The following is a 19,731-nucleotide window of genomic DNA, read 5'->3' on the forward strand; positions in this document are numbered from 1 at the left end:
ACTGACCTCCTCCCTGTGGGGGTTCTCCTACCTCCGCGGCCATCTGAACGACTGGCTCAACATCGCACAGGCGTCGCTCGAGAGCGTCCGCCAGGCCGATGACCGCAGGGGCGCGGCATGGAGTCTCATCGAAGTGGCCGTCGCGCAAACGACGATGCGCCGGTTTGACGAGTCCATCGAGAACTACCGGGAGGCGATGGCGCTCTACCAGCAGCTCGGGGACCCCTACGGCAGCGCCCAGGCCGTGAGCGGCCTGGGCGTCGCGTATCTGCAAGCGGGGCAGCTCGACGATGCCCTCGACTACCTCAACCGCGCGCTGGCCCTCTCCCGGGCCAACGGCGATGAATGGGCGGAGGGCCTCGCCCTGGCCCAGTTGGGCGACGCCTGCCATCGGCTCGGCCGCACCGACGAGGCGATCGACTACCTGCGGCACGGGCTGAAGGTCCTGCGGGCCACCGGCTACCGCTGGGTCGAAGGCGTCACCCTCGACGTCCTCGGCGTCGTCCTGCACCTGCGGCATCACCATGACGACGCCATGGAGACCCTTCACGAAGCGCTGGAGGTACTGCGCGAAGTCGGCAACAGCTGGGGCGAGGCCGACGCCCTCGATCACCTAGGCGACGTCCTCCTGGACGCGGGCCGGCCATCGGAGGCCCGCACCCGATGGCAGCAGGCGCTGGCGCTCTTCGAGGAGTCCGGCCGTCCGGAAGCCGAGACGGTCCGCGGGAAACTCCGCCACCTGGACGCACGTGAGCCGGACCCGAGTCACGCGGCCGACACTTCCCGATTCAGCCGTCTTCCGCGGTGAGCCGTTGTCGCCAGCACAGGAAGGAAGGGCGGCACTGATTCCTCATGCTGTCTGTCAAGCCACAAGTGGCGGTGGAGGCGCCGGTTCGTAGCGCCGTCCGTCACGCAAGAGGGCCCACAGGACGTTGACGCGTCGGCGGGCAAAGGCGAGGACGGCTTGGATGTGGCGCTTGCCCTCGGCGCGTTTGCGGTCGTAGAACCGGCGAGAGTTCTCGCAGTACCGGATGCTGAACAGCGCCGAGATGTAGAAGACACGCTGGAGTCTGCGGTTGTAGCGGCGGGGCCGGCGGAGGTTGCCGCTGATCTTCCCTGAGTCGCGGGGCACTGGAGCCACGCCGCCGAAGCCGGCGAGGCGGTCGGCGGTGCCGAAGACGGTCATGTCGCCGCCGGTGACAGCCACACCCGGCACCCCTGGGTGGGTGTGAACCATACGAAGGCCTCACCGCCTCCCACAGGACAACGTAGGGATCAGGTGACGGCTGGCCGCGCGTAGCAGGCGAGGCCCTCGGGCTGTTGAGCGGGAGGTCTCGTGTCTCACCTCTTCAGCCAGGGGCCTCGTTGGTGGCCTCCCCTTGCGCGCTCGCCCTGCCGCACGCACTCGTGGAGCGGGGCACGATGCTCATCGTCACCTGAGAAGGCGACCGACGTTGCAAGCTCCGCCCCTCCCAGCGGATTCTGATCGCGCTGGTTGTACCTGCGCGGTTTTCGGCCCGGACGCTTGCCGCGTCAACGGCGGAGCCGGGACTTCGGAAGGACCGAGACTCAGCTTCCGGGTATCCGGCTCAACAGCCCGCCCCGCCCGTCCAGAACGCGAGGTCGTACTCGCCCCGGCCCCCGCACCCCCGGCCGGGAGCGCAGGCGCCATGACCGAGGCTTCAGACAGCGAGCGGGCTCTTGGACACGACATCGCAGACATAGCGGTCTGTCAACGGTCCGTACCACCGCGTATCAGCGCGTCGACGTCATCCGGCGTGGGAGCAGTCACGAACACCAGCCCGGCGACGTGCGCGGAGGACATGGGCGCGCTGATCAGATCGCCTTCGGCGTTCAGCATCGAGACCTCGGTGACCCCGGGCAGGGCCGCCAGCTCCCCGGGGGTACTCAGCCGGGTGACGCGTCCCGGCCGCGCCGGCAGCCACACGCACGCCACCGTGCCGTCGCACCGGACAGGATCGAGCACCGGCCGCACGCCCGGCGACGTCTCCACGTATGCCCGCCGCAGGTCGACTCCGTACTGGCGCTCTATCGGTCACGTCGAACCGCCCGGGGAGTTGACGACGAACTTGGGAGCGGCGCTGGTGCACTTCCCTGGCTGGGACTGGACGACGCGGGAGTCCCAGCCCTTGCCCTTCGCTCTCTTGAGTTCAACAGAGGCAGCATCGTTGCCCCCGGCACAGACATTTATCTGTCCCGCCCGTGCTCTCGGCGGCGCCCGCCGGGCTTGCCGTCGCGGCTACCGCCGCCGTGGCCAGCAGGACTGTGCCGCCAAGAGCGGTCACCGCGCGCGTAAGAATCCTGGCTCCAGCCATGAGTGTCCTAGCTTTCTCAAATGTGGTGCAGCACGAAGATTTCCCCTACCACGGAGCTCGAACTCCCCATCCAGCCCCCAGGAGTCGGCGAAGACGGTATCCGGCTGATCTTGTCCAAATATTGCTGACACATTGCTGAGTACGCGGATAAATTCCCTCGATAATGCCGTACTTCGGTCACCGCCCTCAGCTCGTCCAGTGGGTAACTCAGAAGGCGGGTGTATGACTTGCTCCCTGAGCAACCGACCCAGACCCACAAGGTGCCAGCCGATGCGACCTCCGTTGCCCCTGCCCCCCGACGACGACGCGTCCCGCGTGCCCGGAATGCTGCTGCTACGCACCGGCGACGACGACACCGTCTGGAACGACGTCCTGACGCGCATGGGCGAACTGCCCGGCATGCGGGGGCCGTCCGACCACGAGCCCGGGCCCGAGGCCGGGACGGACACCTCACTTCCCCGGCGCCTGATCGTGGCGCACGACCCCGCGTGGCGGGGCGCCTCCGCCGAAGAAGTCGCCGTGGCCCTGGCGCGGCCCGGGATCTGGGTGCCGGACCTGGTGCTGCTCACCGACGAACGGACGGCGCGCAATCCGCAGACCCGCCCGCTGCTGGCCTTCGGCCGCGGCGACGGGGGCGGCGACGGCGACCTCTACGACTTCTGGATCACCCCGCGGCAGGCAGCCATGACCTATCTGGTGCTGCACCGTCCCTGCATCTCCTTCGCCGTCGAGAACTTCGCCGAGCGGGCCCCCAACGAACCGGAGTGGGAGGTCGAGGAGGGCGAGGAGCTGACGGAGGATCATCTCTATGAACCCGTAGGCGTCGCGCTGGAGATGCTGACCTCCCCGCCCCGCTACACCCGGCCCGGCCATGAACTGCCGGTGCTCAGCCAAAAGACCGATCTGCTGGTGCGTACCGACTTCACCGACGACGCGGCCTGGGCCTCGCTGGTCGAGACGGTGTCCCACCCGGAACGCGACCGCGGCCCTACGTGCGACGACTACAGCGACTACATCCGCTTCGTCGACGACCCGGCCTTCGCGAACGCCACGCCGGAACAGGTGATGGCACAGGTCCTCGGCGACTCCGATGAGGATGAGGACGAGGACGGGATCGTCGCCGACGTCGTGCTGATCGCCGACGCCACCACCTTGCACAAGCCCGAACACCGCGTCCTCGTGGTCCCCATGACGGACGACATCGGACTCACGTTCCGGGTGCACCCCGACCTGGTGGGGCTCATGCTCGTCAACCTGGGGATCAGCAACCAAGGTATAGAGGACTATCGGGACGATCCCGATCTCTGAGCGAGGCCCCCGAGAAAACCGGCCTTCCGGTTGAACCGTTGGCGGCTCTGGCCCGTCGTGCCCCCGGAAGGTCACCGGACGCGCCCCGGCGCACCTGTTGGCTCGTACCGGCCGCCATTCATGAACACTGAGTTTTCGATCGCATAAGGAGAACCCATGAAGTCCTGGCGCTCCCGCGTCGCCGCGTTCCTCGCCGTCGGCGCCGCAGCCATCGCCATTCCGCTGACCGCCAGCCCCGCGCACGCCGGCCCCCCGCCGGGTGGGGGCTGGGAGCAGCAGGGCGCTACAACGTACGACTCAAGGTCGGAATGCGCGCTTATGGAATGGGACGGCCTCCTTCAGAACTGGGGAGAGTACGACAAGCTGTACTGCGATGGCAACGGCGGCCACGACCAGTACCAGATCTACTACCACCATCGCTGAGGCCACAGCGCGGGCGCCACGCGCCCGCCCGGGCCGCCCGTGCCTCCCCCTCGTGGCACGAGCCACCCGCCCCGGAGCTGGGGAGAATCCCGTGAATCGGCTCTGAGCTGGGGTTTCCTGTCTTACATGGCGTGCCATGTGTTGACGGGTTGATGGGTCCCGCACCCCCCCCCAGCGACTCCCCGAACTCCCCGGATTCTCCCCGGGAACACGTGGCAACGGCCCCCGTTCCTGCCCTGTGACCAGGGTGGAACGGCGGCCGTTGCCGTGGGAGCAAGCCGCTCCGGCAGGTGGTGCGGTCAGATGTCGCCGAACTCGCCAGCGGCGGTGGCGTTGACGAACTCGGCGAACGCGGCCCGGGGGAAGAGCAGCACGGGCCCGTCCGGGTCCTTGCTGTCCCGGACCGGCGCGAGGCCGGGCAGGTTCACGGCGACCTCGTTGACGCGATTCGTCCACAGGAAGGGCGACGTCGCTGATCTTGGTAAAGGTGGCCTCGAAGCTTCGAGGTCGTACTGCTCTTCCAGGACGCTTCCGCCCCTGCGGTGGTCGACCGAGACGACGGGTGGCCAGGGGTGCGAGAAGTTGAGGATCCTGAATCCTGCCCCAGTCCTGGGTGAGGGAGCACATCGGCGGCCACGACTCGGATGTCCGTGTTCGGTGACTACGAGAGGCCGTCGCGGTGTGCTGCGGGCAATCGCCCCGGAGCCGGGCGGCGTCCAGCTCATCCCATCCAGCGGCCTGGCGGCGAAAGAGCCGGTCGCCTGGCCGGCCCCGATCCGCGGCGGCCGGGAATGGACGACGACCGTCGGCAGCCTCGCGGAACCGGAGCAGATCACGCCCAACTCGCGGCCGAAGGCCAGCCGGTGAGCGGCAAGCCCTTGCCTCCGCTCCTGCCGGACGACGGCCGCCGGTGCCACGTACCGGCTGACGCCGAACCCGTATGGCTATCCGCAGTGGCGCGACTACCACCAGCGCTTCGCACCCACTACGGCGCTGGGGCAATGGTGCTGGGCCGTACGGGCAGTAGCCGGCCGGCTGCTGCACCCCGGCCAGCGCCCAGGCCAGTGCCTCGGGCGGATCCTCAGGGCGCAGGCCGCCAGCCCCTGGCCCGGCCCCGGGGAATCACCACGGCGGCTCCTGCCACCAGCAGCACCAGCCCGCCGCCCGCGCCCGCGATGGCCAGCGCGCGATTGCGCGGCCCGCTGGGCGCTTTCTCGGGGAGTTGGGCAGCGGCCTGCTTGGGCGCCGCTCCCCCCTTGTCGGTCAGCACCGTCGTCAGCGCCGCGTACGGGTCCAGACGCGGCGGGTCGTCCGGGTAGCCGCTGATCATGAGCCTGCGGGCGACCTCGTCCGCCGTCAGCTCCGGGTGCCGGGCCCGGACGAGGGCCGCGGCGCCCGCCACGTGTGCGGCGGCCAGGGAGGAGCCGGAGCCGTAGTAGTGGCCTGAGCCCCGGGGGCCGACGCTGACCACCGCGTCGCCCGGGGCCGACAGGTCGGCGCCGTCCGTCGGCGGGGCCTGCTCGGGGCGCAGGCCGCCGGGGCCGTAGTCGCCGACCGAGAGCACCCCGTCCGCGGACGCGGGCCAGTACCAGGGCGCGCGCTGCACCGGCTCACCGGTCGTGCTGTCCTTCGGGAGGGCGTCCGGGACGACCGGTGCGATCACCAGGGCGTCGCGCCGGGCCGCGTGGGCGACCGCCGCGGTCAGCTCGTCCTTGCCAGTGGATGTCGCGCGCCCGACGTAGATGACGTCGGCTCCCTGGTCGGCCGCCGTGCGGATACCGTCGGCCAGCTGCCCGACCGTCGTCTCGCCCCGGGTGCCGGTGCCGCGCACCGCCAGGATCCGGGCCTTCGGCGCGAGTCCGGCCACTCCCACGCCCTCGCCGGGCGCGGCGGCGATCAGGCCCGCCGCGAAACTGCCGTGGCCCACGCAGTCCTCGCCCGCGCCGCCGACCGCCTCGACCCGGCCCGAGAGCGCGGGGATATCGGCACCGACGCCGGTGTCCACCACGGCGACGGTCACCCCGGCGCCCTCGGTGAGCCTCCAGGCCCGCGACAGGCCCAGCGGCTGCCAGGTCCACGGCTGCTTCTCGGCCTTGTCGGTGGACGCCTTCGCACACGGTTCGCCGGAGGGCAGCACCGAGCTGACGACGGGCAGTTGCACATCGCCGTCGGCGGCGGTGGCCGGAGCCGCTGCGGCGGCCAGCGAGGCCATGGCCAGCAGGGCGGCGGCCAGCGCCCGCGCGGGACGGGGAAGCGGAGCTCGTCGCATGCGGCGCATAAGGCGCATGCTACGGGGCCCGCAACGGCGTTCGACAGGGCAGACAATCCGGAGACAACCTAACTCCCCCGGCATTCCTGGCTGTCCGCACCGGCGTTCCCGTAGCCTGCACCAATGCGCGCCCTACGCATGCACGCCCGCTGACCGCAGTCGCCGCTGACCGCAGCCACCAGCGCAGCCGCGCAGCCCCACGTCCGGGTCACGGGGGCCGCCCACAAGCACCGCTACCAGGAGGTCCGACCGTGTCACGGCAGTTGCTCAGGGTCGATTCCGAAGGGACGGACAGCTTCCCGACGATCGGCGAGGCCCTGGCGAAGGCCCGCAGCGGAGCCGTGATCCGCGTCCGGCCCGGCCGTTACCGGGAGAACCTCACCGTCAGGACCCGCCTGACGATCGTCGCCGACGGCGAGCGCGGCAGCGTGGAGATCTGCCCGCAGCGCGGCACCGCCGTGGTGCTGGTCGCGGACGCTGTGATGCTCACCGACCTGACGCTGCGCGGCGGCAGCGAGGACCTGCCGGTGGTGGACGCGCCGCGCGGCCAGGTGGCGATGGACGGCTGCACCGTCGTGGGCGGCGGCTGGACGGCGGTCCTCGCCCGGGAGAACGGCTCGCTGGCCATGCGGGACTGCCGGGTCTCCAACCCGGAGGGCGCCGGTGTCGTGGACACCGCGCCCACCGAGAGCGTCATCGCCGACTCCCTGATCGAGCATCTGGGCACCTCCGCCGTGGTACTCGGCGAGCAGGCCCGCACCGTGGTGCGTGGCTGCCGGATACGGGACGCCCGAGGCAACGGCGTACTGGCCAACGGCGAGGCGCAGGGCCGGGTGGAGAACTGCGACATCACCGGCACCGAGAAGCCGGGCATCGCGCTGGAGGGCCGCTGCGCCACCCGCGTGGTGCGCACCCACGTGCACGACACCTCGGTGGGCGTCTATGTGACCAGCGGTTCCCGGCCGACGCTGGAGGAGGTCACGGTCGCGGACACCACAGGCCCCGGCATCGTGCTCTCCCAGGGCGCCGACCCGGAGCTGCTGCGCTGCGGCACAAAACGGACCAAGGGCCACGGGCTCGCCGTGACGGAACGGTCCCGGGGCACCCTCGACGGCTGCGAGTTCGACGGCGCGGAGCAGGCCGCGATCCGGGTGGCCGGATCCAGCGCTCCCCTGCTGACCGGCACCACCGTGCGCGCCTGCGCCGACAAGACGGGCGCCGTACTGCTCGCCGAGGAGTCCTCGGCGGAGTTCGACCATCTGGAGGTGCTGGACGCGGCAGGCGTCGGCGTCTCCATCCGTAGCGGCGCCAACCCGCTGCTGCGCAACGCCTGGGTCATCGGTGCGGCCGGGCACGGCGTGGAGGTCATCGAGGACGGCCGCGGCCGGCTGCACGGCTGCACGGTCGAGCGCTGCACGGGCGCGGGCGTCCATGTCGCGGGCGGCGGCGCCCCCGAACTGGTCGACACCACGCTGCGCTCCACCAGCCAGGCCGGGGTCCGGATCGGGTCCGAGGGCCGCGCCGAGGTGCGCGACTGCGAGATCCACGACAGCCGTACGGCCGGGCTGCTCGTGGACGGCGGCGGCGAACTGACCGCGGTACGCACCCATGTGACCGGCGCCGCCTCACACGGCGTGCTGGTCGCCGACGGCGGCAGGGCCACGCTGGACGGCTGCCGGATGAGCGACAGCACCGGCGACGGCGTACGGGTCGACAGCTCCGACGACGTCGCCCTGACCGACTGCGCCGTCCGCGACAACCGGGGCGCCGGGCTCAAGCAGTCCCGCGTCACCGAACGGCTCACCGTCAAGGGCCTCAACAGCAGCGGCAACGCCCTCCCGGACGCCTGGGGCGAGACCGCCGAGGAGCTCACAGCGGAGGTCGCCGGCACCGAGCAGGGGCAGCCACGGCCGCAGGGCCCGCTGGCGGAGCTGGAGTCGCTGATCGGCCTGGCCGACGTCAAGCACCAGGTGCACACGCTGGTCAACCTCAACCAGCTCGCACAGCGCCGCGCCAGCCTCGGCATGCCGGTCCCGCCCATGAGCCGCCACCTGGTCTTCTCCGGCCCGCCCGGCACCGGCAAGACGACGGTGGCCCGGCTCTACGGCGGCATCCTGGCCGAACTGGGCGTGCTGCCCTCCGGCCACCTGGTGGAGGTCTCCCGCGCCGATCTGGTCGCCCGGGTCATCGGCGGTACGGCCATGAAGACCACCGAAGCCTTCAACGAGGCCATCGGCGGCGTGCTGTTCATCGACGAGGCCTACACCCTGCTGTCCGACAGCAAGGGCTCAGGGGCCGACTTCGGCCGGGAGGCCATCGACACGCTGCTCAAGCTGATGGAGGACCACCGCGACGAGATCGTCGTCATAGTCGCCGGATACACCGAGCAGATGGCCCAGTTCCTGGCCTCCAACCCCGGTCTGACCTCCCGCTTCACCCGCACCATCGAGTTCGCCAACTACTCCGTCGACGAGCTGGTGACCATCACCGGGAGCATGTGCCGGGCCCACCACTACGACCTGGCCCCGGGCACCCTGGAGGCCCTCGCGCAGCACTACGAACGGATGCCGCGCGACGCCGGGTTCGGCAACGGTCGTGCGGCCCGCCAGGTGTTCGAGGAGATGGTCGACCGGCAGGCTTACCGGCTCGGCTCGCTGGCCGACCCGACCGAGGCCGATCTGTCGTGGCTGCTGCCCGAGGACGTCAGCGACGCGTCGTCCGCGGACGGCGAGCGCGGCTCCGAGGAGCTGCTGGCCGAACTCCGCGCCATGACCGGCCTGCACGCCGTCAAGCGGGAGGTCACGGACCTGGTCAACCTGCTGTCGGCGACCCGCCAGCGGCAGGCGGCGGGACTGCCCGTCCCGAAGATCAGCAACCATCTGGTCTTCACGGGCCCGCCCGGCACCGGCAAGACCACCGTGGCCCGGCTCTACGCGGACCTGCTGCACTCCCTCGGCGTGCTGTCCACAGGCCAGCTCGTGGAGGTGGCCCGCGCCGATCTGGTGGGCCGCTATGTGGGACACACCGCGCAGCTCACCAAGGAGGTCTTCGACCGCGCCCTGGGCGGCGTGCTGTTCATCGACGAGGCATACACCCTCACCCCCCAGGGCGCCGGTTCCGACTTCGGCCAGGAGGCCGTGGACACGCTGCTCAAGCTGATGGAGGACCACCGCGAGGAGATCGTCGTCATCGTCGCGGGATACACCGCCGAGATGGACCGCTTCCTGACCTCCAACCCGGGCCTGGCCTCACGCTTCGCCCGCTCGGTCGAGTTCGAGAACTACTCGACCGACGAACTGGTCGAGATCACCAGCCGCTACGCCACCACCTCCGGCTACGACTGCGCGCCCGGGACCCTGGAGGCGCTGCGCGCCTACCTGGAACAGCTGCCGCGCGACCGCTCGTTCGGCAACGCCCGCACCGCGCGCCAGACGCTGGAGGCGATGATTACCCGGCAGGCCCGCCGGATCGGCGCAATCTCCGCGCCCAGCCTGGACGACCTGCGGCTGCTGCTGCCCGACGACCTGCCGCAGCAGGCCCGGCTGACGGCGCGCTGAGGCGTCCGCCCACCCTCACCCCCGCGGACACCGCCGCCCGCTCCATCACGGAGAAGCAGTGAACCTCTCTGCTCCAACGACGAGTCTGTGTCTGTTCAGCGCCTCGGGCAGCTCGGTCGGCTCATCGGCCGCCGCCTTTGCCTGCGGCGGGTTCCACAAGTCAGCTGGTCAAAGTGGTCTGGCGGAAGTACAGCCGCCAACCTGTCTTGGCCTAGCACTTCAGGGAACAGCGACAAGATCATCTCGTTGCTCTTCGACTGGCATCTCGGTCGCATTCTTGATTCGCCGTGCCTGTTTGACCAGTTGTGACGAGCCGGAGCGCGCCGCCAGTTCGTTGATCTCCGGTATCGTCCCGCGGGCTCCGCACCGTTCCGCGCATTCCGCCGCGAGCGTGAGTACGGCGAGAAGGCCGTGCGGCGCTGCACCCGCCAGCAGCGGGGGGAGGGTGGCCGAGAGCACCGCCCACACCGTGGCATACGTGCCGGTGCGCACCACTTCCCGCAGCGCCATCACGACTCGCTGAAGCTTGAGCCGCCGGCGCAGACCGGCCAGCTCGGCGATGTCCGAGCCGAGTCGGGCCGCATCGAGCTGTCCGCGAGCGGCCAGGATGAGCATGGCCTCCACGGCGAACAGCTGCTCCTCCACGCGCCGTGCCCCGAGGCCGTAGGCCAGCAGGAGATGGGTCGCGGGCCCGGCCGGTCCGCCCGACTCGGCCAGCGTGGGCAGCACGGGCGCTCCCTCGCCGACATTGTCGGACTCGGCCAGGTTCCCGAAGGCCACCAGCATCCGCGCCGCGATCACCTCCCGGTGCTGGGGCAGGAGGGCCAAGGCATGCGGGGAACACTCCCCGCCGACCCCGCACTTACACGGGCTCCCGATGGGGTCGTGGGCACCGAGCAGAGAACGGAACGGCTCGGAATGGTCCTCGTGCCCGGGAACGGCCTCGGTGCGGACCAGCACCCCGGGGCGAGGGGTCCTCCACCGCAGTGGCTCGATGCCACGGGAGACGGCGGGATCGGGCAGTCCCCCCGAGGCGAGCCAGGCGGCGAGCCGCCGCCCCGCCGGGGACGTGAGCTTCGTGGCAGCCGCCCGTGCCTCGGGCGGTACCTCCCGGTCGAGTCGCAGCAGGGCCTGGTCGAGGTCGGCCTGGCCGGGTTCGGTGCCGGAGCGCTCGTATGCGGCGAGCCGCGCCACCAGCTCGGACGCTTCGATGGTCCCCGTCGACCAGGTGGGCGTGGCCAGCAGGAACGGCAAAGGGCCATCGCCGAGCCGCTCCCCGATTTCGGCCGCGCGGATGAGGGAGACGGACCGGAGGGCCGAGTGCGGACACCGGTCCACGAGAGCCTCGCGGGTGACGCTCAGGTTCCCCAAGGGCGTGCCCATGATGGACATGACGACGATCGCCAGCCCCTGTTTCAGGTAGTCGGCCTGCCAGCCCAAGGTCCGCTGTGCCGCGACGGGTTCCAGGGCGGCGCGGAGGCCCGCCAGGTCGGTGTGGGCGTGCACGACGAGACCGTTCAGTGCCCGTTCCCACTGAGCCGGGGTCCCGTCTTTGCGCAGCAGCGCACCAGTTTCCTCGGCGAGTTCGGCAGCGGTGGGCGGTACGGGCCTGAGGCGCTCAGGGGCCGGCACGGGCGGCAGCACGTCACCCTCGGCGGCCGGAGCGTCGGCGTCCTCGGCGGTGATGGCGTCACCGAACGCCTTGGCCGCGCGTGTGCGCAGGTCGGGGCTGAGTTGCCCGGCGCTCGCCGCGAGCTCGGCCAGGACGGCGCCGCTCGCGTGCTTGCGGTGGCGGACGACCAGGGCGAGAGCCCGCTCCTGGAGGCTGTGCTCCTCGTGGCCGAAGGCTTCGGCGGCCACGGCAAGCAGCTCGTCCGTACGCGACCGCTCGCGCCTCATCGCCTTGTCGAGCATGGTCAGCTGGGCCCGCACGATCTTCTTCTCGGGCCGGAACAGCGCGGCCCGAGATGCCTCGACCAGGTGCTCGCTCGCCACGCGGCCCGCCTCGTCGAGCCCGGCCAGCACCTCCTGGGCACGCGCCACCGCCAGCGCATGGGCGTCGGGCACCATCCGCACCCAGGTGAGCGTGTGCGCCGCCCGCTCGTCCTCGGTCAGGTCCAGAGCGGTCAACAAGGCGAGGAAACCCTTCACAATCCCGAGCCGGCCATCGCGCAGCAGCCGCGACAGACAGCCGTCGATCAGCATCTCGCGGCTGAGCCGCCCCTCCTCGGCGAGCCCGGCGAGCGCGTCGGGCCATCCGGGGTCGTCCGCCCGGCTGTACTGGAAGTCCGAGCCGGCCTCCGGCACGTCGAAGAGCCGGGGGACCATCACCGCCAGGAACGGGTCGTCCCGGAGTCTGTCCTTGACCGTCATGCCATGGACCGGGATGCGGAGCTCCCAGCCGCGGACGAAGCCGTCCGTCGTGGGCGGCTCGCAGCCCGCGGCGTGCACCAGCTGCGCGATCAGCGGGTACTCCTCCTCCGCGACGGTACGGCGCTCTGCCAGCCGGTGCGCCACCCGGCCCAGCCACGCGGGGTCACGGTCACCCAGCGCTTCGAGGACCCGTGCGGGATCGTCGTGGGCCCACCGCAGATCGCCGCTGGCGAGCCACTGGGCCGCGGCCGCCGCGCCGGTGCAGCACCCCGCCCCGGCGAGCAGCAGTGCCGCGCGTACGGCCCAGTGCCCGTCGGCCCGGTTGTTCCGCGTGGTCGTGCGCCACCTTTTGAGCACCGGCAGGCACGTCCGCCGCTCGGCGTCGGTGAGCGTGCCGACCAGCTCGGGGACGGCCTCGGCGCGGCCCTCGCGCATGGCGTGCAGCAGCTCGCGCATGCCCTCGGTGGCCCCGTCGGGGATGTCGTAGGTGATGGTCTCGCTCATCAGGTGGCTCTGGCAGAGGTGGCGGTCGTGTTCTGGGCGGCGGCGGTCATACGGTGTGAACCCGCCCGGCGGACGATGCGGACGGCGAGAGCGTGCTTGCAGGGTCCGCGGCCGCCGCGGTATTCGGCCCACCAGCGGCAGGTACAGGTCAGGCGCCCTTCGGAGAGCCTGACCCGGTGGACGTGGCCGTCGACGGTGACCGTGGCCAGCTCACCGTCGAGGCGTACCGCGTCCGCCTCGACCAGGGCGTGGGCGGCGCGCAGGCGGGGGTTGTGGCGCTCGGCCCGCCCGGTGTCGTACGGCAGCTCCCGGTGGAAGTGCGCCGCCTCCGCCACGTCGTAGCCGATGCGCCCGGCCGTGCCGAGGCGGGTGAGCGCCGCCCGTACCCGCCGTGGTGTGAGCCCGGACTGCGCGGCAAGGTCGGCGATGTCGACGGCGGGATCCCAGGCGAGCAGCACCGACACCAGCTCCGCGTCCTCGGCCGACTCCTCCGCCGCCAGGGCGTCCAGGACGCCGCCCTCGCCGGAGAAGCCCCGCGACGTGTCCGGGGCCAGGGTGAGGGTGAGGGTGAGGCGCATACCGGGGAGCCGCACCTCCCACGCGCTCGCCGCGAGGCTGCTGCCCGCCGTGACGGCCGGCCCGTGGATCCGCAGGCCCGTCGCATGGCGCAGCACCCGGGTCAATGCGGAGAGCCGTTCCGGACCCGGCAGGCAAACCGCTCCGGGAACCGGCCGGGCGCTGGCACGCAGCGAACGGCCCGCCGGGACGACCCAGCGCGTTCCCCGCGACGCGCCACGGGAAGCTCCGGGACGCGGCAGCGACCGCAGGAAGCGAACCGCCTCAACCGCGGAGAGTTCAGCGCGCAGGTCGAACCCGGAGGCGACCACCTGTGTCTCGGCGAAGCCGCGCAGCCAGCGATCGGGTAGTGGCACCTTCTTCTCCACCACCGGCCCGTCGAAGGTGGTGACGGCCAGTTCGTCGGGCCCGACCTCCAAGAGCAGCGGATCGGTCGGGCCAACGCGGGTCAGGGCCTCCCGAAGCGGGTTGTTCACATCGACGTTGGTCGTGCCGTGTCCAATGTCGTCGCCGTCCAGGGCGTCGCCCAGCATGTCGAGCCGCGCGTACACGCCACAACAGCCGGAGAACGATTCGAACCGCAGCCGGTCCCCGTTCCCGGTGACCACCGGGTCAATCAACGCAGGGCGCTGCGGCTGGTAGTAACGGACGGCGGCGACGTCCGCGACGCACAGCAGACCGGCTGCGGCAACCTGAGGGCGGGCCAGGAAGCCGTGGAAGAACCTCGGATGAGTCTTCTGCCCCGCAGGTGTGGCGCCGCCGGAGGTCTGGAGACTGAGTGTGCCGCCCCCAGCGGTACGGTGCACCGCGGATGGGCGGAGATAGGCGTACGTCTGCGAAGCCTGCGTCATGCGTGATCACCCCGCTGCTTTCGCGGCTGGTGTCCGAGCCAGGACACCGGGGCCGACCCCGACCCCGGGATGACGTCCGGGTGCGCCTGGATGCGGGGGCGAGAAAAGCCTGCCGGTGCCGGGGCCGGGGCTCCGGTCCCGACCGGCGACCGCTCCGGCTTCGGCTCCGCGGCAGGGGCCATCGGACCCGCCACCCGAAGATGGCGGGCCAGACGTGCCGGGTCGGTGCCGGGCCGGTCGATGAGCTTGCGTGCGAGTGCAGCGTGCGCCTTCTGCCGCGCGGAGGGGGTGAGGGTGCTCAGCACCACCTCGCGCGTCAGCTCGGGGAACCGGTAGCCGCCCTCCGGGCGTTCACCGGAATCCGGCTCCCAGATCAGCAGCCGGGCGGCGACGGCCGCGTCGACCTGCGGCAGCAGCAGATCCGACGGCAGGGCCCTGGCCTCGGCCAGCAGCCCGATATCGAGCCACTCGCCGTCGCAGGCGGCGTAGCGGAGCATCTGCCGTACCTGATCGGGGAGTTCGGCCAGCCGCGCGTGCACCGCGCTGCGCACCGCGGTCGGCACCCGGGCCGCAGGCCCCGTACGCCGCTCCGGCGGGAGCTTGAGCAACTCGCCGAGCATGAACGGGTTTCCCGCGGCACGCCGGTGCAGCCGCGCGGCCTCCTCCACGGAGGCGGCAGCGCCGTGCGCCGCGAGGAGTTCGGTCACCTCCGCGACCGTCAGCGGCTCCAGCGGCAGCCAGGTCGTGCCGCGGCGGGCAAGCGCCGACAACAGCCCGCTGGCGGAGGGGTCGTCGGCGTTGCGCACCGCGCAGACCATCGCGACATGAGCGTCCGGCAGCGCGTCAACGAGCCGCAGCAGCAGCGAATGGAAGTCCGGGGGCGCCCAGTCGAGGTCGTCAACGACGCACAGCGTGGGGACACGGGTGAGGCCACGGACGAGCCGGTCCAGCGTCTCTCCCCCGGCGGCCCCCTCCGGTCCCGCCCTCTCCGGTGCCGCGCCCGGGCCGTTCTGCCGCAGCGCGCCCAGGAGTTGGGCGGCCGGGTTCCCCCCGGACACCTTGCGGTGCGGGCCGACCGTATTGCCACCCGCGACGCGGATGACGGTGAACCCCTGGGCTGCGGCCTTGTCGGCCACGCCGTCCAGCAGCCGGGTCTTGCCGGAACCCGGCTCACCGGAGATCACGGCCCACTCGGTGCGCCCCACGGCAGCAGCCGACAGCACAGCGGCGAGCTGCGCGGTTTCCTCGGCCCGGCCGACCAGAGGCGCGGTGACGGGGGGCCGCGGGCCTGCCATCAGGGTGGCGGCCGTCAGGGTCGTGGCGGCAGGGGAAGGAAGAACCTCGTCAAGGACGTCGGTGTCGTGCCGCAGGATCGCGGTGTGCAGCCTGCTCAGCCCGGGGCTCGGATCCAGGCCCAGCTCTTTGACCAGCATGCCCCGGAACCGGTCGTAGCGCCCGAGGGCCTCCACCGACCGGCCCGCGGCGTACAGCGCGCGCATCAGCAGTGCCCACGACGCCTCCCGCAGCGGGGCGCTCAGCGCGAGCCCCTCGGCGACCTCGATCGCGCGCTCCAGATCGCCCTGGTGGAGGAGGATCGAAGCCTGCAGTTCCTTGGCGTCCTGGTGGGCGGCGTTGAGCCGTTCCCGCTCGCGCATCGCGAAGGCGTGCTCCGCGGCATCCCCGAGGGCCTCACCGCGCCACAGCCCGAGAGCCGCGTCCAACTCGCGCTGTGCGAAAAGCAGCTCACCACGCTTCAGGGCCCCGCGCACCCGGTGCAGCGAGTCCTCGAACGTGGTGGAATCCCTCGCTTCGCGGGACACCTTCAGCGCGTAACCGGCCGGCTCGGCGACCAGCACGCTGGAACGGCCCCGCCGGACCGGATCGAGGACCGAACGGAGCCTGCTGATGTGGGCCCGGACGGAAGACATGGCACCGGACGGCTGGTCGTCGTTCCACAGGGAGCGGCAGAGCTCGTTCACCGGAACGGGACGGCCGTCCTCGATGAGCAGACGAGTGAGCAGCACTTTGCGCTGCCGCGGCCCCAGATCCAGTGTGCAGTCGCCCCGTTGGGCCTGGACGGGGCCCAGCAGGCGATACCGCGTGGTGCACTGCTCGGTCGAGTTCACTCCGTTCGCCTACCTTTTCGGGAGATGCTCGCGCAGAAGGCTCCTGATCGGCTCACTGTCGTGCCGTCGCGCTGTCGGATACGGCACTGACCGTGCCTGAGGGGCACAACGGGCGCGCAGCGCCGACGGTTCAACCGCGCGGACCGCCTCCTTCCTGTTGGTGCGCCATGCCGCCACGGCCGCCACGACGGAAAGAGACCCCATACCCCGGCGTGACGGCCGGGACAGGGGGTCATCCGGGGGGGAACCGCGCAGATGACGGGGCGGTTCCCCGGACGGTGGACGGTGGGCGGCCGTCAGTCCTGGACGATCACGTTGTTGCCGGGGCCGCCGGAGATCTCGTCCTTGCCAGGCCCGCCGTACAGCTTGTCGTCGCCGCTGTTGCCCCACATACGGTCGTCGCCCGCGCCGCCGTAGACGGTGTCGTCGCCTTCGTCGGCGCGCAGGTCCTGCACGCCCTTGCCGCCGCGGATCTCGTCGTCGCCCGCACCGCCATGCACGGTCCCGTCTGTGCCGTCGGCGTGCAGCGTGTCGTTGTCGTCACCGCCCTCGGCGGATCCGTTCGCGCCCACTGTGATGGTGTCCTCGCCCGCGCCGCCCTTGACGCTGCTGCCGTCGACGCGCCTGTCGGCGTTGCTGGCCCACGTGTCCGCTCCGTCGCCCAGCTCGACGGTGTTGAAGTAGTAGACCTGGTCGGTGGCGTTGTCGAAGGTGGCGGTGTCGTTGCCGTCACCGAGGTCCATTTCCATGGAGTTGAGCGGGGACTGGCTCTCCGGGGCCTCGACCGTGCAGGAGACCGTGGTCTTGTCCGCGCTGTCGGGGTGGCTGCAGCCGTTCCCGGCCTCGACCGGGACATTGTCGTCGATCACGTAGGTGAACTTCGCGCGGTCGTCGGTGTACGACTGGGTGATGGCTACCTGGTTGGACTGGCCGTCGGCGGCGGTGTAAGTCAGGTGCCAGCCGTACTCGTTGACCGCGGCGGTGGCTGCCGGCGCAGCGGCGCCAGCCTGACCTGCCAGTGCGATCGGAACGGCGATGCCCAGACCGAGAACGGGCGCCAGCACCGAGACGGCGCGGCGGGTCAGGCGGCCACCGGGGCGAGAAGACCGAGAGGACATTGCATAACCTCCATAAGGCGGTTGTGGTTGAGGGGTTGTGGTTCCTTTCGCCATGCACGACGGCCGGGAATTGCATCTGGTTCACGGTCTTCTGCATTCCGGCGCACCCGCCGCCGAAGAGCGTTGAACCAGGTCCGCTCCGTCCCCGTAGTGACGCAGCGGACCGGTACTCGCACGGGCCACCGGCGGGGGAGCCAAGGCCGGACATTGAACTGTTTCTCTCCGGCGTCCGTTGCGGTGTGCGCCGGGCCGCCGTGGCGCCCGGAGTGTGACCGTCCGATCCGCTGCGGACCGCATCGAGCCCGCGCGAGCGAGGCCTCGCGCTGACACCGTAAGGAAGGGATGAACGTGAACCGGGGCGACGAAGCCGATGATTCTTCAACATCTTCGGCAGCGACGGCGGTGGGAACGGGAACAACGACCAGGTCGTGGAGATCACGGAAGGCGACGGGCGGGACGAGCCGTACTCCCCGACCGTGCCCAAGGACCTGTTGACGACCGTCCGGGACGCCGGAGCGCTGTGCTCACAGATCGACCCCGTCGTCATCGCCGCGCAGATCCAGCAGGAGTCCGGGTGGAACGAAAAGCTGGTCGCCCCGACGGGGCCGAGGGCATCTCCCAGGCACCGCCGGACAAGTTCGAGGAATTCGGCGAGGACGAGAGCGGCAACGACAAGACCTCGGGCCTGGACCCCAAGGACTCGATCATGGCGCAGGGCCGGTACATGTGCTCGCTGGCCAAGCAGATCGACACGCTCCTCGACACCAAGCAGGTCAAGGGTGACCCTCTTGACCTGACCCTGGCCGCGGACGACATCGGCCTCGACGCGGTCAAACAGGCGAAGGGCATACCGGCGGGCTCCGAGGCAAACGCTTATGTCTACGGCGTCAGACGTTCGTTCGCCTTGTACGCCGGTGCCATGAAACCGCCGGAGGGGGAGGACTACCCCAGCATGAGCCCACGGCCGGAGCCCAGCGTGTAGTCGAATCCCACGGACGGTCAGTGACCAGCACAGTGAGGAACAACACCGTGTCCGGCGAACGGGCCGGCCAGAGCCAGCAGGACCACGACCCGCACGACGGCCCGTCGCGGCGGTCGCGCTCCCCCTTCGAGGTGCTGATGCGCCGCAACGGCGCCGTGGTCCTCGACGGCGACCCCCTCCGCGTACCTGAGGGTGAACCGGTCCACATCGCCGGGCTCGACGCGCTGCACCGCCACGCGCGGGCCCGGACCGAACCGGTCGAGGCGGTGATCGACAACCGGCAGGAGGGGGACTCACCCGCATCGAGGTTGCTCCCCGACGGTTCGAGCCGGATCGTGTGGTACGAGGGAGCGCAGGACGAGGAGCCGGATCCAGGACCACCATCCGGACCGCTCCGAGCCGAACCCCCGCCGAACGCAGAGCCGTTCCCGGCCGGCCCTTCGTCGGACGAACCGTCGTTCGCCGAGCCGCCGTTGGCCGACCCTTCGTCGACCGACCCTGCGCCAACCGAACTGTCGTTCGCCGAACCGCCATTGGCCGGACCGCCTTGGGCCACGGGGTCGTCCCCGGCCCCGTGCCCGTCCGCTGACGGCAAACAGCCCGCCGGAGGGGACACTCGTGTCCCGGCGGTCCCGGACCAACTCGCCGAACTCGTCGCGCACATCGGCCGCGCCATGGACACCGGTGCCCTCGAGCGTGCGGCGGCGCTCGCCTTCCGGCTGCGGGAACATGCGGCGCGCGCCTTCGGCGACGAGCACCCCTTCACCCCTGAAGCGCACGCGCTGGACGTATTTACGACTCGCAGGTGCGGGAATTACTCCGCCGCGACCGTCATGTGTCTCGAACTCGCCGGGATCCGCCATCGGCAGGGCGACCGTCGCGCCCATGAGGAGCTGATGCGTGCGGTCGCCGCATGGCGGCTGATCGACGACCCGGCATGCTCCGTCGACCACGGCCGGGCTCTGCTCGCCGTGTGGTCCGGGCTCGCGGAGCAGGACAGTGGCTCCAGGCGGGACGCCGCATGGGTGCGTGACGTCAATCGCCATATACACGCCTTCACCACCGCCCAGGCCACGCGCGAGACCGGAGCATCCTGAGAGGTACGCGCAGGTCAGCGGCGCGTAGGCGGGAAGAACCGCTGCCGCCGCCGCGGTATATGGCCTTCCGGTTGGGCGGAATCCGCCGCTCCATCTGTCAATCGAACGTCAAAGCGATGTGGAACCCCACTCGAAAAACTCCCCCCGGATCGAGGCCGCCGAGCCGGTTTCGAGGCCTGACCTTCACGAGGTCACGAATCCAGGGAGTGGT

At 71.1% G+C, this 19,731-nt stretch carries 14 protein-coding genes and 1 pseudogene; 7 read left to right on the forward strand and 8 right to left on the reverse strand.

Annotation, left to right across the window (positions count from 1 at the left end; translation table 11 throughout):
• A partial coding sequence (locus tag KCH87_RS47240; protein WP_210594178.1) for a tetratricopeptide repeat protein occupies window positions 1–808 on the forward strand: 808 nt, incomplete at its 5' end.
• Between the two features lie 54 nt (window positions 809–862).
• On the opposite strand, the pseudogene KCH87_RS47245 reads toward KCH87_RS47240, so the two are convergent.
• A pseudogene (locus tag KCH87_RS47245) lies at window positions 863–1,204 on the reverse strand (transposase); the annotation flags it as partial.
• Between the two features lie 528 nt (window positions 1,205–1,732).
• On the reverse strand, window positions 1,733–2,014 hold the full coding sequence (locus KCH87_RS49855) for a hypothetical protein (RefSeq protein WP_210594180.1): 282 nt from the start codon (window positions 2,012–2,014) through the stop codon (window positions 1,733–1,735).
• 592 nt (window positions 2,015–2,606) lie between these two features.
• Here KCH87_RS49855 and KCH87_RS47255 point away from each other — a divergent pair.
• On the forward strand, window positions 2,607–3,644 hold the full coding sequence (locus KCH87_RS47255; RefSeq protein WP_210594182.1) for a hypothetical protein: 1,038 nt from the start codon (window positions 2,607–2,609) through the stop codon (window positions 3,642–3,644).
• Window positions 3,645–3,800: 156 nt separating this feature from the next.
• Window positions 3,801–4,067 (forward strand): hypothetical protein, encoded by a 267-nt coding sequence (locus KCH87_RS47260; RefSeq protein ID WP_210594184.1) that lies wholly within the window; start codon window positions 3,801–3,803, stop codon window positions 4,065–4,067.
• Window positions 4,068–4,366: 299 nt separating this feature from the next.
• Here the strand turns inward: KCH87_RS47260 and KCH87_RS49860 are convergent, their stop codons facing one another.
• Window positions 4,367–4,495 (reverse strand): DUF397 domain-containing protein, encoded by a 129-nt coding sequence (locus tag KCH87_RS49860; protein WP_308299092.1) that lies wholly within the window; start codon window positions 4,493–4,495, stop codon window positions 4,367–4,369.
• 229 nt (window positions 4,496–4,724) lie between these two features.
• On the opposite strand from KCH87_RS49860, the gene KCH87_RS47270 reads away from it, so the two are divergent.
• The gene (locus KCH87_RS47270; protein ID WP_210594215.1) at window positions 4,725–4,934 is read left to right on the forward strand and encodes a hypothetical protein; all 210 of its coding nucleotides are present in this window, start codon (window positions 4,725–4,727) and stop codon (window positions 4,932–4,934) included.
• Between the two features lie 214 nt (window positions 4,935–5,148).
• Here KCH87_RS47270 and KCH87_RS47275 read toward each other — a convergent pair whose 3' ends face one another.
• Complete coding sequence (locus tag KCH87_RS47275) at window positions 5,149–6,336, reverse strand: S8 family serine peptidase (protein WP_247197887.1); 1,188 nt, start codon at window positions 6,334–6,336, stop codon at window positions 5,149–5,151.
• A 251-nt stretch (window positions 6,337–6,587) separates the two neighbouring features.
• On the opposite strand from KCH87_RS47275, the gene KCH87_RS47280 reads away from it, so the two are divergent.
• The gene (locus KCH87_RS47280) at window positions 6,588–9,893 is read left to right on the forward strand and encodes a right-handed parallel beta-helix repeat-containing protein (RefSeq protein ID WP_210594188.1); all 3,306 of its coding nucleotides are present in this window, start codon (window positions 6,588–6,590) and stop codon (window positions 9,891–9,893) included.
• Window positions 9,894–10,112: 219 nt separating this feature from the next.
• On the opposite strand, the gene KCH87_RS47285 is transcribed toward KCH87_RS47280, so the two are convergent.
• From KCH87_RS47285 to KCH87_RS47300, 4 genes are all read right to left on the reverse strand, one after another.
• Window positions 10,113–12,770: a DUF6493 family protein gene (locus KCH87_RS47285; protein ID WP_210594190.1), complete on the reverse strand. Its 2,658-nt coding sequence runs from the start codon at window positions 12,768–12,770 to the stop codon at window positions 10,113–10,115.
• The gene (locus tag KCH87_RS47290) at window positions 12,770–14,197 is read right to left on the reverse strand and encodes an SWIM zinc finger family protein (protein ID WP_210594192.1); all 1,428 of its coding nucleotides are present in this window, start codon (window positions 14,195–14,197) and stop codon (window positions 12,770–12,772) included. The genes KCH87_RS47285 and KCH87_RS47290 overlap by 1 nt, the downstream gene beginning before the upstream one ends.
• Window positions 14,194–16,323, reverse strand: coding sequence for a BTAD domain-containing putative transcriptional regulator (locus tag KCH87_RS47295; protein WP_210594194.1), 2,130 nt, complete (start codon window positions 16,321–16,323; stop codon window positions 14,194–14,196). Before KCH87_RS47295 ends, KCH87_RS47290 begins: the two co-directional genes overlap by 4 nt.
• Window positions 16,324–16,619: 296 nt before the next feature.
• Complete coding sequence (locus tag KCH87_RS47300; RefSeq protein WP_247197888.1) at window positions 16,620–17,441, reverse strand: calcium-binding protein; 822 nt, start codon at window positions 17,439–17,441, stop codon at window positions 16,620–16,622.
• 574 nt (window positions 17,442–18,015) lie between these two features.
• Between KCH87_RS47300 and KCH87_RS47305 the strand changes: the two genes are divergently transcribed.
• Window positions 18,016–18,423 (forward strand): hypothetical protein, encoded by a 408-nt coding sequence (locus tag KCH87_RS47305; protein ID WP_210594196.1) that lies wholly within the window; start codon window positions 18,016–18,018, stop codon window positions 18,421–18,423.
• Between the two features lie 20 nt (window positions 18,424–18,443).
• Window positions 18,444–19,520, forward strand: coding sequence for a hypothetical protein (locus KCH87_RS47310; RefSeq protein WP_210594198.1), 1,077 nt, complete (start codon window positions 18,444–18,446; stop codon window positions 19,518–19,520).
• The last annotated feature ends 211 nt before the right edge of the window (window positions 19,521–19,731 follow it).

This window comes from Streptomyces sp. GESEQ-35, assembly GCF_017948485.1.
GTDB lineage: Bacteria > Actinomycetota > Actinomycetes > Streptomycetales > Streptomycetaceae > Streptomyces.

Excerpts from the sequence above, each read along its gene's own strand:
- KCH87_RS47255 (WP_210594182.1), top strand. The coding sequence starts at position 2,607 with ATGCGACCTCCGTTGCCCCTGCCCCCCGACGACGACGCGTCCCGCGTG.
- KCH87_RS47260 (WP_210594184.1), top strand. The coding sequence starts at position 3,801 with ATGAAGTCCTGGCGCTCCCGCGTCGCCGCGTTCCTCGCCGTCGGCGCC.
- KCH87_RS47275 (WP_247197887.1), bottom strand. The coding sequence starts at position 6,336 with ATGCGACGAGCTCCGCTTCCCCGTCCCGCGCGGGCGCTGGCCGCCGCC.
- KCH87_RS47285 (WP_210594190.1), bottom strand. The coding sequence starts at position 12,770 with ATGAGCGAGACCATCACCTACGACATCCCCGACGGGGCCACCGAGGGC.
- KCH87_RS47290 (WP_210594192.1), bottom strand. The coding sequence starts at position 14,197 with ATGACGCAGGCTTCGCAGACGTACGCCTATCTCCGCCCATCCGCGGTG.
- KCH87_RS47300 (WP_247197888.1), bottom strand. The coding sequence starts at position 17,441 with ATGTCCTCTCGGTCTTCTCGCCCCGGTGGCCGCCTGACCCGCCGCGCC.